A 12764-nucleotide genomic window follows, 5' to 3' on the forward strand; every position below is an offset into this window, starting at 1 on the left:
TCTACAGCCAGCCCTTCTCCCGGGCGATCCGGACCGCCTCGGTACGGTTGCGGGCCTCGGTCTTCTGGATCGCCATCGACAGGTAGTTGCGGACCGTCCCCTCCGACAGGTGCAGCCGCTTGGCGATGTCGGCGTTCACCGCGCCGTCCGCCGCCGCGCCCAGCACGTCCCGCTCGCGCTGCGTCAGCGGGTTCGCGCCCTCCGCCAGCGCGGCCGCCGCCAGCGCCGGGTCGATCACCCGCTCCCCGCGCAGCACCCGGCGGATCGCCTCCGCCAGTTCGGACGCGGGCGCGTCCTTCACCAGGAACGCGTCCGCCCCCGACTCCATCGCGCGGCGCAGGTACCCCGGGCGGCCGAAGGTGGTCGCGATCACCACCTTGGTGCGCGGCGCGCTGCGGTGCAGCTCGGCCGCCGCCTCGATGCCCGTCATCCCCGGCATCTCGATGTCCAGCACCGCGACCTGCACGTCGTTCGCGAGCACCGCCGCCACCACCTCGTCCCCCCGCCCGACCTGCGCGACGACGTCGATGTCCCCCTCCAGCCCGAGCAGCGCGGCCAACGCCTCCCGGACCATCCCCTGGTCCTCGGCCAGCAGCACGCGGATCAGGGAACCGTTCTCGTTCTCGCTCATGGCCACGACCTTAGAGGGCCGCGGGGTTGAGTCTCCCGTAGGGGGAGACGCCAAGGTGGAGCCATGGACGGCACCGACCCCCTCTACACGATCGGCGACCTGGCCCGGCGCACCGGACTCACCGTCAAGGCCATCCGGTTCTACGCCGACACCGGCCTCGTGCCGCCCACCGACCGCAGCCCGGCCGGCTACCGGCTCTACGACGTCCGCGCGCTCGCCCGGCTCGACCTCGTCCGCACCCTGCGCGACCTCGGCCTCGACCTGCCCGCCGTCCGGCGGGTGCTGGAGCGCGAGGCCCCGCTGCACGAGGTCGCGGCGGCACACGCCGAGGCGCTGGCGGTGCAGATCCGCACCCTGCGGCTGCGCCGGGCCGTCCTGCTCGCAGTCGCCCAACGTTCGTCCACCCCCGAGGAGATGAGACTCATGCACAAGCTCGCCAAACTGTCGGACGCCGAACGCCGGCGCCTGATCGAGGACTTCATCGACGAGGCCTTCGGCGGCCTCGACGCCAACCCCGAGTTCGTCGCCATGATGCGCGGCGCCATGCCCGAACTGCCGGACGAGCCACGGGCGGAGCAGGTCGAGGCGTGGGTGGAGCTCGGCGAACTCGTCCAGGACCCGGACTTCCGGGCGGCGGTGCGGAGGATGGCCGAGCACCAGGCCGCCGAACGGGCCTCGGGGGACACCAGCGGCCTGCACCACGCGCTCACCGCGACCGTCCGGACGGTCATCGGCGACGCCCTGGCCACCGGCATCACCCCCTCCTCGCCCTCTGCCGCCCCCGTCCTCGACACCCTCACCGCCGCCTACGCGGAAACCTTCGGCCGCCCCGACGACGCCGAGCTGCGCCACTGGCTCCTCGGCCGCCTCGAAACGGCGAACGACCCGCGCGCCGAGCGCTACTGGCAGCTGCTCGCCGTCATCAACGGCTGGCCGGCGCCCGAGAGCCTGGCCGAGGTATTCCAGTGGTTCACGGCCGCCCTGCGGGCCAGACTGACGGCGTGCTGACCCTCGAACCCCTCCGCCCCGACCACGCCGACGCCCTGCTCGCCTTCGAGCTCGCCAACCGGGCGTACTTCACCCGCACCGTCCCCGACCGGGGCGACGCCTACTTCGCCGACTTCCCGGCCCGCCACGCCGCCCTGCTGGCCGAACAGGCGGCGGGCATCTGCCACTTCCACGCCATCGTCTCGGAGGGCACCCTCGTCGGCCGCGTCAACCTGATCGACGTCGAGGACGGCAGCGCCGAACTCGGCTACCGCATTGCCGAATCCGCCGCCGGCCGAGGCCTCGCCAAGGCCGCCGTGGCCGAGGTCCTGCACCTCGCCACCACCACCTACGCCCTGACCGCCCTCACCGCCAGGACCACCCTGGACAACCCGGCCTCGATGGCGGTCCTCACCCACCACGCCTTCACGCCCGTCGAGGAGTTCCTCCTCGACGGGCGCCCAGCCCTCCGCTACCGCCGCGCCCTGACATAGGAAGTCGGCCCCGCCGACTTCCTATGCAGCTCCCACCGGGACAACGTGGCGGAGATCAGCGACCCACTCGACACCGCCGTTGGGCGGGCGGAGGTAGAGCCGGCCGCCCACAACATCCATGAGGACACCGATCCGATTCGCCCGGCGGTCTTGAACCAACTCGCCGCACTCGGGGAAGTACGCCTTCGCCTCGCCCGTCCACGGCTCGATCTGGTGCAGGCGCCGGAGCCGGAGGTTCCCGTCAACAGTGAGCGTCACCAGGTTGTCGGCCACCTCCACCACCTCCGCCGGAATCCGAGGCGCCCACGGCGTACTGATCTCCCAGTCCGGCGGCACGATGGCCACGGTCTCCCCCACCTCGGGCACCCACCCGCTCACGCCCGGGCCCCCTTCCGCAGCACCTCGACCAGCCCGGCCACCTCGCGCGGCGCCGCCGCCCCCAACTGGATGACCACCACCCCCGTGGTCTTCACCGACGCCCAATCCACCCGCAGCGACGGCAACTTCACCCCCACCGCCGCCAACACGGCCTGAAGGTCGTCGAACACCATCGCCGCCTCCCGCCGGATCTCCTCGGTCTCCCGAACCAGCCTCGACCCCATGGCCACCACCTCGATCGCTTCGCCAACCGGTGGGCCAAATCGTCCCCTTCCGAACCGCCCCGTCGCGACGGCGAGAAGAGGACTCTTCGGCGGCATAACAAGACGTCATTTCGGCGTCATTGAGGGGTGATTCGCCCTAGGCTGGGAGACATGACGACTCCGAATGAGACCCTTCGGGCCGTGCGGGTCAGCCTGCGCCTCAGCCAGGACGAGTTCGCCAAGCGCCTTCGGACAGCGGGAGATGATCAGGGGGAGCCCAACGATGCCAGCAAGCGGCTGGTCCAACGCTGGGAGTCCGGAGAAGTGCGGTCGCCTCGTCCGGTGTACGTTCGCGCTCTCGAAGCCGTCACAAGAATTCCAGTGGAACACCTCGGCTTCGAGGTTCCATTGTTGCCACCACGAGTCAGCGCCGACGGTAGAGGAGGTCACGACATGAGCAGTGTCGAGCGAGACGTCGATCCGAGCCGCGCTCCCGGACCGAGCGGCGAGAACTTCTCCGGGATCTGGCTCAGCCACTACGAGTTCTTCAGCAGCAGCCGCGAGGGCACCTTCACCGGGCTGCACCACGTCCTGTTCACCCAGCGCGGGAATCGCATCACTGCGCGGTCGCTCCCGGGCGCGTCCTCGAACCCCGACTCGCCGCTCTCGATCGATCTCACGGTCGACCGGAACGTCGTCACCGGCACCTGGACCGAGCAGACCGCGCAGGACGGCTACTACCAGGGCGCGCGCTACCACGGCGCCATACAGCTCCTGATCGACCCGACCGGCCGCTGCATGACCGGCAAGTGGGTCGGCTTCGGCAAGGAGTTCGAAGTGAACACCGGCCCCTGGGAGTTCCGCCTGCTCGACCGGTCCACGAACGCCACGACCGTCAGTCGGTTCAGCACTCCTCCGCAGATCTGACCGGAGTGGGAAGTCGGCCTGGCCGACTTCCCACTCCTCGCACCGCGCTCCGCGGGGCTAGCCTGCCCTCACTGCCCCTCGGAAGCGAGAGCGTGAGCCAGCCATGCCCGTTGGAGCGCCGCCGACGTACACCGTCCTCGCCGACCACTACCGCCAGCAGGTGCTCTCCGGCGCGTTGCCACCGGGCGCGAAGCTGCCCGATGCCGCTGAGATCTGCGGGCAGTGGGGGGTGGCCGTCGCCACTGCCTCGCTCGCGCTCCAGCACCTCCAGGTGGAGGGCTACCTGCGCACCGGCCCGCGCGGCACCTTCGTGGCGGACGATCCGCGCGTCACCGCCAGCAGCCAGGAGCGGCTGGCCCGGGTCAGCCGCCGCGGGTCGTGGCTGATGGACGGCGAGACCAGCCGGGTCACGGCCGCCGAACTGGTCGTCCCGCCGCTGTACGTCGCGGACCTCTTCGACCTCGACACCGGCGACCAGATCATCCGCCGCGAGTACATCGTCGGCCGGGGCAAGGCCCGGACGATGTTCGCCGTCTCCTGGTACCCCGCCCAGTTCGCGGCCGTGTGCCCGGACCTCCTCAACACCAACCCCGCCCGCAACGACGGCGTGACCGCCCGCATCCTCGAAGCAACCGGCCGCACCATCACCACCGGCCGCGACGACCTGCACGCCCGCGAGGCCGCCGCCCTCGCGCTCGCCCCCGGCGCCCCGATCCTCGCGCTGGTCCACCGTTGGTCGGACGACCAGGGCATCATCGAGTACACCGAGTCCTGCCTGCCGACCCGCTTCACCATCGGCTACGACTACGCGCCCTGATCTCCTCGGCCGCTCAGCCCTGCGGGTGGGGCTCCGAGGCGACGGCGGCCGGGCGCAGCGGCACCGAGGCGCGGAGGCGGAAGCCCTTGCCGCGGTCGCCGGGGCCCGTCCACAGGCGGCCGTCGACCAGGGCGAGGCGTTCGCGGAGGCCGGAGAGGCCGTTGCCGGGCTGGGACTTGCCGGGGCCGGGGCCGTCGTCGGCGATCTCCAGGACGGCGTAGCGCTCGCCGGTCGCCTCCCAGGTCTCGTCGGCCGTCACGGTGCAGACGGTGGCGCCCTCGCCGTGGCGGACGATGTTGGTGACGGCCTCGCGCAGGGCCCAGGCGAGGGCGCCGGCCTCCTCGTTGGCGAGGGCGGGCCAGGTGTCCGCCAGGTCGGGCGCGACCTCCAGGCGGACCTGGGCGGCGGCCAGGGCGGTACGGGCGGCGGCGAGTTCGACCGGCAGGGTGGGGCGGCGGAAGCCGGTGACCGCCTCCCGGACGTCGATCAGCGACTGCCGGGCGACCTGTTCGATGTCGGCGACCTGCGCCCGCGCCGCCTCGTCCTTGCCGGCGTCCATGAACCGCCCGGCCAGCTCGCTCTTCAGGGTGATCAGCGACAGCGAGTGCCCGAGCAGGTCGTGCAGGTCCCGGGCCAGCCGCAGCCGTTCCTCGGAGGCGGCGAGGTGGGCGACGGCCGCCCGGGCCTCGCGCAGTTCCTGCATGGTGGCGACCAGCCGCTGCAGGCCGGTCATCGCGACGCCGGACAGGAAGGCGCTGAGCGCGAAGGTGGAGGTGTTGTCGTTCCCGGCGTGGATCAGCAGGCCGGTCACGGCGGTGAGCGCGGCCATGCCCGCGAGCCCGCGCAGCGCGTAGCGCGCCGGCGCGATGATCGCCAGGCACACGGCCGCGTAGATGAACAGGGTCAGGAACGCGCCGCCGAGGACGAAGGAGGCGGCGACCGCGAGCACGGTCATGGTCGCGACGATCACCCGGCAGAGCCGTGGCTTCATCCCCGCCTGCGAGCGGAAGATCACCAGCAGGACGTAGGCGGCCACGAACCCCACCAGGCAGCACCAGCCGAACACCTGGCCGGCCGTGCTGTGGTCCCCGTTCAGCAGGTTGCCCGCCGGGTAGGCCAGGTAGAGCATCCACAGCAGCATCCAGGCGACCTTGACCAGCAGCTGCCGCCGGGTCTCCACCGGGGAGCCGGGGACGTTCATGAACGACGCACGCGCCAGGCCCACCTGCATGTGGTCGTCGGTGCGGTGGGTCCGGCGCGTGTCACTCATGTCGATCATCATGCCTGGCGGGTGTCGCGGCGGTACAGGGCCGCCGCCGCGGCCACGAAGACCGCGAGGAAGCCGGCCAGCCCGGCCACCGCGGCCAGGTCCAGGGAGTGCCCCGGCTGGGTGAAGGTGGCCAGCTGGTTGTACAGGTGCACCGGGTTGATCCGGGCGTACGTCTCCAGGGTGCCCGTCAGCGGGAACCAGGTGCCACCGAACAGCGACATCACCATGTAGGTGATCATCACGATGGTCTGCACCGAGTCCGGCGCCGCCGCGTAGCCGAGCGCGACCCCGAGCGCGGCGAAGACGAAGCTGCCCAGCCACAGCGCGGCCGTCAGCCCGAGCCACTGCGCCGCGCCCAGCGAGACGCCCTGGCTGGCGCCGACCGCGAAGACCACCAGGATCGCCGGCAGCGTGGTCACCGAGCTCGCGGCGATCTTGGCGAGGGTGTACGCCCGGCCGGGCAGCGCGGTCAGCCGCAGCTGGCGCACCCAGCCACTCTTGCGCTCCAGCGAGATCCGCTGCGCGCTGCCGGTCAGCACCGCGCCGACCGAGCCGAAGGTGGCCATCGAGACCATGAAGTACGTCTTCACGGGCAGGCCGCCGGCCAGCTTGTCGGTGCCGTAGGCGTGGATGAAGAAGAAGTACATCAGCGCCGGGTAGGCGACGCTGAACATCAGGTAGCGCCGGTTGCGCAGGGTCCGCAGGATCTCCAGCTTGATCAGGGTGGTCATCGCACGTTCTCCTTCGCGGCCTCGTCCAGTTCGCCGGTGATGGTCAGGAAGGCCTGCTCCAGGCCCAGCCCGGCTACCTCCAGCCCGCGCGGGTACAGCCCGGAGCGGTAGAGCGCGGCGACGCTCGCGTCGGCATCCGCCGTCCGGATCCGGACCGTCCGCACCCCGGGGACCCGGGCGGTGACGTCCAGCGACTGCACGCCGGGCAGCGTGCGCAGCACCCCCTCGTCGAAGAACTGGCCGGCGGCCGTGGGGAAGTCCGCGTCGTGGAGTTCGAAGGAGACCCGGCGGGCGCCGGCCCGCGCCTTGATCTCCGCGGAGCTGCCGTCCGCGATCAGCCGGCCCCGGTGCAGCACGAGCACCCGGTCGGCGATCGAGTCGGCCTCCTCCAGGTAGTGGGTGGCGAACAGCACCGTGCGCCCGGCGTCGGCCTGGGCCCGCATGCTCGCCCAGAACGCCTGCCGGACGCTGACGTCCATGCCGGTGGTGGGCTCGTCCAGCACGATCAGGTCGTTGTCGCCGGCGATGGCCAGGGCGAAGCGCACCCGCTGCTCCTGGCCACCGGACAGCTTGTCGACCCGCCGCTCCGCCAGCTCGGTGATCCCGGCGTCGGTCAGCACCCCCGTGACCGACCGACCGCGCGGGTGCACGTCGCAGGCGAGCCGGACCAGCTCGCGGACCTTGACGTCGGCCATCAGCCCGCCGCTCTGCAGCATCGCGCCGACCCGGCCGGCCTCGATGGCGGAGCGCGGCGTGCCGCCGAACAGGGTGACGCTGCCCTGGTCGGGCTCGCGCAGGCCGAGGAGCAGGTCCAGGCTGGTGGACTTGCCGGCGCCGTTGGGGCCGAGCAGGGCGACGGTCTCGCCCGGCCTCAGCACGAGGTCCAGCCCGTCCACCGCGCGCACCCGCCCGTAGTTCTTCCCCACGCCGCGGAAGGCGGCCACTTCGGCAACCATCGCTCCGCTCCTCTCCCCTGTCGGTGATGCGTCCGGTGCTGTTCGCACCACCTCAGAGTCCCGCGCGGGCGGGTGCTGGCGGCAGTGCCGGCCGTCGTGGCTTCCGCATGACGGATGTCATGCCGGCGGCCGGTACCCCCGTCACAGGAGTACCGGCCGCCGAAGGGGCTGGTCAGGGGCGATTGTCAGGCGCGGGGGTTAGCTTGTCCCCGCGAATGCGCCGGACTGGTCGCCCCCCCCGGGGGGGCACACGCGGCCCAGGGGGAGCGGGGCTGCACGGGCACCCCGGCACCGGACGCGAAGGGCCACGGGTGCGCGTCGTCACCGGCACCCGCTCCCCCTCCCTCAGATCCCCAGGGAGCGCTTCACGAAGTCGACCTGGAGCAGCAGCAGGTTCTCCGCGACCTCCTCCTGCGGGGTCATGTGGGTGACGCCGGACAGCGGCAGCACGGTGTGCGGGCGCCCGGCGGCGAGCAGCGCCGAGGACAGCCGCAGGGTGTGGGCGGCGACGACGTTGTCGTCGGCGAGCCCGTGGATGATCATCAGCGGGCGCTCCAGCCCGGCCGCGTACCCGCCCAGCGAGTTGGCGGCGTACACCTCGGGCCGCTCGGCCGGGTCGCCGAGGTAGCGCTCGGTGTAGTGGGTGTCGTACAGCTCCCAGTCGGTGACGGGCGCGCCGGCGATGCCGACGTGGAAGACGTCCGGGCGGCGCAGCACGGCGAGCGCGGAGAGGTAGCCGCCGTAGGACCAGCCGCGGATGGCGACCCGGCCGAGGTCGAGCGGGAACTCCTCGGCGAGCGCCTGCAGCGCCTCCACCTGGTCGTCCAGGGTGGCCCCGGCGAAGTCGAAGGCGATGGACTTCTCCCAGGCCGGCCCGCGCCCGGGGGTGCCGCGCCCGTCCGCGACGACGACGGCGAAGCCCTGGTCGGCGAACCACTGCGAGTTGAGGTGCGGGTTGTGCGCCTGGACGACGCGCTGGCCGTGCGGGCCGCCGTACGGGTCCATGAGGACGGGCAGCAGCCCGTCGCGCTCGCGGTCGTAGCCGGTGGGCAGGAAGACGGCCGCCGGGATGCGCCGCGCGCCGGCGAAGCGGAAGACCGGGCGGGCGGTGAGGACGGGAGTCTCGGCGTGCGAGGCGATGACGGCGACGTCGTCGACGACGACGCCCTCGGGCAGGTCGCGGGCGACCTGGACGAGGCTGCCGGGCAGGTCGGGCTCGGCGGTGGCCCGGACGGTGATCCCGCCGGCGTGCACGGCGCTGGTGACGGAGGTGAACGGGCGGCCGTTGGAGGACTCCCAGGCGAGCCGCTTGCCGTCGTGGCCGATCCGGCCGACCGCGATCCAGCCGGGCTCGGGGTCGGTCTCCTCGGTGCCGCCGGAGGCGGTGAAGAACACCTCCTCGTCGGTGACGGCGACGACGGACCGCAGGTGCAGGTCGGCCCCGGTGACGGTCTGGTCGCCGACGACCAGCGCCCGCGCCCCCGACTCGTCGGAGATCCGCACCAGCTTGCCGTCCGGCGTCCAGGCCGGGACGCCGTCGAAGACCTCCAGCCAGGCGTCGTCCCGCTCCTCGTGCAGCACCTCGGTGGCGCCGGTGGCCGGGTCCAGGCCGAGGATCCGCTGGGCGCGCTGGTCGCGGGACTGGACGAGCAGCAGCGGCGCGCCGCCGGCGGACCAGTGCACCCGGGCCAGGTACGGGAAGGCCGTACGGTCCCAGACCACCTCGGTGCGGCCGCCGTGCAGGTCGAGCACCCACAGGGTGACCTCGGCGTTGGGGGTGCCGGCCGCCGGGTAGGCGACCTCGGCGGGCGCGCTGCCCGGATTGGCCGGGTCGGCGATCCACCAGCGGCGCACCGGGCTGTCGTCGGCGCGCTCGGCGAGCAGCCGGTCGCCGTCCGGGGACCACCAGAAGCCGCGGGAGCGGCTCATCTCCTCCTGGGCGATGAACTCGGCCTGGCCCCAGGTGACGTTCGGCCCGTCCGGCTCGGCGAGCGCCCGGTCGCCGGTGCCGTCGGCGCGGCTGAGGCGCAGTTCGCCGGCGGTGTTGGCGTACGCGACGACGGAGCCGTCCGGGGCCGGGCGCGGGTCCAGCAGCGGGCCCTTCGCGGGCAGTTCGGCGGTGGCGCCGGTGACCAGGTCGGCGGTGAACAGCCGGCCGGAGAGCGCGAAGGCGGCGAGCCGGCCGGCGCCGTCCAGGGCGTAGCCGACGATGCCGGCGGAGCCCTCGCGGCTGCGCTCGCGGCGGGCCTTCTCGGCGGGCGAGAGGTCCTCCTCGCCGCCGCCGAGCAGCGCGGCCGGGTCGGCGGCGATCCGCTCCTCGCCGGTGGCGGTGTCGAGGGTCCAGAGCAGGTTGGCCCGGTCGCTGCCGGACTTCGAGCGGAGGAAGGCGACCCGCGAGCCGTCCGGTGCGACGGTGAAGGAGCGGGGCGCGCCGACGGTGTAGCGCAGGGTCCGCGCGTACTGCCGGGGGAAGGTGTCCGCAGGGGTGTGGGAGGTCATGGCACCAGACCCTACGATGCCGAACCACCGCCGCCACGGGTCTCCTGATCACTCGTTCGGAGCATCGCGGCCAAGTACGCCCCAAAGGGGTCCTTACCCCCTCCGACCGGCCCATGCGCCCCACCGGTGCGCCTGTACCCCGGCGCGCGCGGACTCACTGAATGTAATGCTCCCCTTACCCATCGGGTATGACTGGTCGCGCGGGTGATCGTCGGGCCCCGTCCCGTCCCCCGGTCACCCGGCCCCGGTTCCCGTACGGTCCCACCGCCGCCCTCCCCAGGGGGCGGCGCACCCGAGAGGGGTATGAGCCGACATGGCCATGAACATCTCCGCCGCCGTGCTGATGCTGGTCATCGTGGTGGTGCTGATCCGCCGCTCCGGCCTGAAGCTCGCGCACGCGATCGTCTGCGCGCTGCTCGGCTTCTACCTGGCGTCCAGCTCGATCGCTCCGTCGATCAGCCAGGTCACCAGCAATCTCGCCGGAATGATCAACGGCCTGAAGCTCTGACCGCCTCCGGCCGGTGGTTAGGCTTCCTCCCATGACCGCGACTACCGGCCGCCGCCTGCTCCTGGTGCACGCCCACCCCGACGACGAGTCGATCGGCAACGGCGCCACCATGGCCCGGTACGCCGCCGAGGGCGCCGGCGTCACCCTGGTGACCTGCACCCTCGGCGAGGGCGGCGAGGTGATCCCGCCCGAGCTGGCCCACCTGACGGCCGATCGGGAGGACACCCTCGGCGCGTACCGGATCGGCGAGCTCACCGAGGCGATGCGCGCCCTCGGCGTCACCGACTTCCGCTTCCTCGGCGGCCCGGGGCGCTACCGCGACTCCGGGATGATGGGCGTGCCCGACAACGACGTGCCCGGCTGCTTCTGGCAGGCCGACGTGGACGAGGCGGCCGACCACCTGGTCGCGGTGATCCGCGAGGTGCGGCCGCAGGTGCTGGTCACGTACGACCCGGACGGCGGCTACGGGCACCCGGACCACATCCAGGCGCACCGGGTCGCGATGCGCGCGTACGAGCTGGCCGCGGATCCGGCGCACCGCCCGGAGCTGGGCCCGGCCTGGCGGACCGCCAAGGTGTACTGGAACCGGATGCCCCGCTCGGTGCTCGACGCCGGGCTCGCCGCGACCGCCGCCGCGGCGCGCTTCCCGGGCGTGGCCGAACCCGCCGACGTCCCCGGGGTGGTGGCCGACGAGGTCGTCACCACCGCGGTGGACGGCTCCGCGTACGCCGGGCACAAGGCCGCCGCGCTGACCGCGCACGCCACCCAGATCACCGTGGACGGCGACTCCTTCGCGCTCTCCAACCACCTCGGCCAGCCGCTGTTCGCCACCGAGTACTACCAGCTGGTGCACGGCCAGGCCGGGCCCGGCGACGGCCCGGAGGACGACCTGTTCGCGGGCCTCGACACCGGGGCCGCCCGGGCGAGCGCCACCGCCTCCGAGGGGAGCGCCCGATGACCGCGCCCGCCGACCGGCCGCAGCGCGGCCCCCAGGACCGCCCGAAGGAGAGCCCGAAGGGCAACCCGAAGGACAGCCCGAAGGACCGCTCGTGGGCGGCGGCCGTGATCGGCACCCGCGAGGAGCGGCTGGCCGAGCCCCAACCGCCGCGCGCCGCCCGGATCGTCGTGTACGTCCTGTTCTTCCTGCTGGGCATCGCGGTGTCGGTGTGCGGAGCCTTTGTGCAGGCCTTGTGGCCGCCGGTGGGAGTCCTGCTGGCGCTCGCCGCGACCGGCGCGACCTTCTACGCCGGCCTGCGGATCACCGGCACCCGGCTCGGCGCCGGACTGCCCGCGGCCGGCTGGTTCCTGGCGATGCTGCTGCTGATCGTGCCGCGGCCGGAGGGCGACAACGTGCTCTGGTCCAACGCCACCTCGCTGGCCTGGCTGTTCGCCGGCTCGGTGCTGGGCGTGATCTGCGCCACCCTGCCGACCCGGACCAGCTGGTTCCCCGGGGTGCCCGGCCCGCCGCGCTGACCCCGGCGGGGCGCGGCGTACGGTACCGCACGCGACGCGCAGTCAGGAGCGTTCGGCCGTACTCTCATACCGGAGGAACCGGACGTATCAGGATCTGTCCGTGGCCGTTCCCCGCTCAGTTCTTCCCAGTATGGTGGTCCCGCAGTACGTCGTACCCGACCGCCGCCCGCCTGGAGCGAGGCCACAGACCCGGCCCCAGGCCCCGGCGACCACGAACCGCGGTCGCGCCGCACGGCCCGCCCGCGAACCCGGAGCAGAGCAGCATTGAGCAGCCGCGAATCTGACAACGCCAACCCGACGCCGCGGCGCACGGGTCCGGACGCCTACCCGTCGGGCACCCCGCCCTACGGCACCCCGGGGCTCCCCGGCGGCGACCGGGCCGCGGCCGGTGCCGCCCAGGGCGCCGCGTCGGGCGGCGAGGACGACGGTCCGAAGACCGAGACCACCCTGACCACCCGGGTCCGGATCAACATCCCCGGCTCGCGCCCGATCCCGCCGGTCGTCGTCCGCAGCACCGTCAAGAACGAGGACGGCCCCGGCAGGGGCGAGGACGGCCCGGCCGAGGAGGCCCCGGCGGCCCCCGAGCCCGGCGGCCGCCGGCACCGCACCGCGCCCGGCTCCCCCGTGCTCGGTGTGATGGAGGGCAACGACCGCAAGGGCACCCCGCCGAACCTGCCGCCGGAGTGGCAGATCCCGCCGATCCCGCCGGCGACCTCGGAGTCCGAGTCCACCGGTGCCTGGTTCCGGCCGCGGCAGAAGAAGAACCAGCCCGCCGAGCCCGCGCCGGCCACGGTGCCGGCCGGCGCCCCCGCCGCCGACCCGTTCGGCCCCGGCGGCGAGCCGCAGGCCGCTGCCGCCGCCGAGGCCCGGCCGCAGGCCGGTGCCGCCGC

Annotated in this window: 14 protein-coding genes and 1 pseudogene; 8 read left to right on the forward strand and 7 right to left on the reverse strand. The window is 73.4% G+C overall.

The annotated features are described in order from the left end of the window. Position 1 precedes the first annotated feature (1 nt). A complete protein-coding gene (locus VM95_RS26180) occupies positions 2–631 on the reverse strand; it encodes a response regulator transcription factor (protein ID WP_045700953.1) in 630 nt (209 codons plus the stop codon). 63 nt (positions 632–694) lie between these two features. Here VM95_RS26180 and VM95_RS26185 point away from each other — a divergent pair, with 63 nt between their 5' ends. Next, on the forward strand, positions 695–1639 hold the full coding sequence (locus VM95_RS26185) for a MerR family transcriptional regulator (RefSeq protein ID WP_045700955.1): 945 nt from the start codon (positions 695–697) through the stop codon (positions 1637–1639). Beyond that, positions 1633–2112 carry a GNAT family N-acetyltransferase gene (locus VM95_RS26190; protein ID WP_045700957.1) on the forward strand — a complete coding sequence of 160 codons (480 nt, stop codon included), beginning with the start codon at positions 1633–1635 and terminating at the stop codon, positions 2110–2112. The genes VM95_RS26185 and VM95_RS26190 overlap by 7 nt, the downstream gene beginning before the upstream one ends. Before the next feature lie 21 nt (positions 2113–2133). Here the strand turns inward: VM95_RS26190 and VM95_RS44655 are convergent, their stop codons facing one another. After that, positions 2134–2457 carry a hypothetical protein gene (locus tag VM95_RS44655; protein ID WP_157882215.1) on the reverse strand — a complete coding sequence of 108 codons (324 nt, stop codon included), beginning with the start codon at positions 2455–2457 and terminating at the stop codon, positions 2134–2136. 29 nt (positions 2458–2486) lie between these two features. Next, positions 2487–2714 carry a hypothetical protein gene (locus VM95_RS26200; protein ID WP_045700959.1) on the reverse strand — a complete coding sequence of 76 codons (228 nt, stop codon included), beginning with the start codon at positions 2712–2714 and terminating at the stop codon, positions 2487–2489. Positions 2715–2864: 150 nt separating this feature from the next. Here VM95_RS26200 and VM95_RS26205 point away from each other — a divergent pair, with 150 nt between their 5' ends. Both VM95_RS26205 and VM95_RS26210 read left to right on the forward strand, forming a co-directional pair. Beyond that, complete coding sequence (locus VM95_RS26205) at positions 2865–3620, forward strand: helix-turn-helix domain-containing protein (protein ID WP_045700961.1); 756 nt, start codon at positions 2865–2867, stop codon at positions 3618–3620. A 103-nt stretch (positions 3621–3723) separates the two neighbouring features. Next, positions 3724–4437 carry a GntR family transcriptional regulator gene (locus VM95_RS26210; protein ID WP_045700963.1) on the forward strand — a complete coding sequence of 238 codons (714 nt, stop codon included), beginning with the start codon at positions 3724–3726 and terminating at the stop codon, positions 4435–4437. A gap of 13 nt (positions 4438–4450) precedes the next feature. Here the strand turns inward: VM95_RS26210 and VM95_RS26215 are convergent, their stop codons facing one another. The 4 genes from VM95_RS26215 to VM95_RS26230 form a co-directional block, all read right to left on the reverse strand. Beyond that, on the reverse strand, positions 4451–5707 hold the full coding sequence (locus VM95_RS26215) for a sensor histidine kinase (protein ID WP_157882216.1): 1257 nt from the start codon (positions 5705–5707) through the stop codon (positions 4451–4453). Between the two features lie 8 nt (positions 5708–5715). Then, positions 5716–6438, reverse strand: a complete 723-nt coding sequence (locus VM95_RS26220) for an ABC transporter permease (protein ID WP_045700965.1) — start codon at positions 6436–6438, stop codon at positions 5716–5718. Further along, on the reverse strand, positions 6435–7394 hold the full coding sequence (locus VM95_RS26225; protein ID WP_045700967.1) for an ABC transporter ATP-binding protein: 960 nt from the start codon (positions 7392–7394) through the stop codon (positions 6435–6437). The genes VM95_RS26220 and VM95_RS26225 overlap by 4 nt, the downstream gene beginning before the upstream one ends. A 345-nt stretch (positions 7395–7739) precedes the next feature. Then, positions 7740–9893, reverse strand: a complete 2154-nt coding sequence (locus tag VM95_RS26230) for a S9 family peptidase (protein ID WP_045700969.1) — start codon at positions 9891–9893, stop codon at positions 7740–7742. Between the two features lie 313 nt (positions 9894–10206). Between VM95_RS26230 and VM95_RS26235 the strand changes: the two genes are divergently transcribed. The 4 genes and pseudogenes from VM95_RS26235 to VM95_RS44660 all read left to right on the forward strand — a co-directional run. Beyond that, positions 10207–10401 carry a DUF2304 family protein gene (locus VM95_RS26235; RefSeq protein ID WP_030062563.1) on the forward strand — a complete coding sequence of 65 codons (195 nt, stop codon included), beginning with the start codon at positions 10207–10209 and terminating at the stop codon, positions 10399–10401. Positions 10402–10432: 31 nt separating this feature from the next. Beyond that, complete coding sequence (gene mshB / locus VM95_RS26240; RefSeq protein ID WP_045700973.1) at positions 10433–11359, forward strand: N-acetyl-1-D-myo-inositol-2-amino-2-deoxy-alpha-D-glucopyranoside deacetylase; 927 nt, start codon at positions 10433–10435, stop codon at positions 11357–11359. Continuing rightward, positions 11356–11874 carry a DUF6113 family protein gene (locus VM95_RS26245; RefSeq protein WP_107073096.1) on the forward strand — a complete coding sequence of 173 codons (519 nt, stop codon included), beginning with the start codon at positions 11356–11358 and terminating at the stop codon, positions 11872–11874. Before mshB ends, VM95_RS26245 begins: the two co-directional genes overlap by 4 nt. 264 nt (positions 11875–12138) lie before the next feature. Next, positions 12139–12764: pseudogene (locus tag VM95_RS44660) on the forward strand (hypothetical protein); the annotation flags it as partial.

The organism is Streptomyces rubellomurinus, from assembly GCF_000961885.1.
GTDB classification, from domain to species: Bacteria; Actinomycetota; Actinomycetes; order Streptomycetales; family Streptomycetaceae; genus Kitasatospora; species Kitasatospora rubellomurina.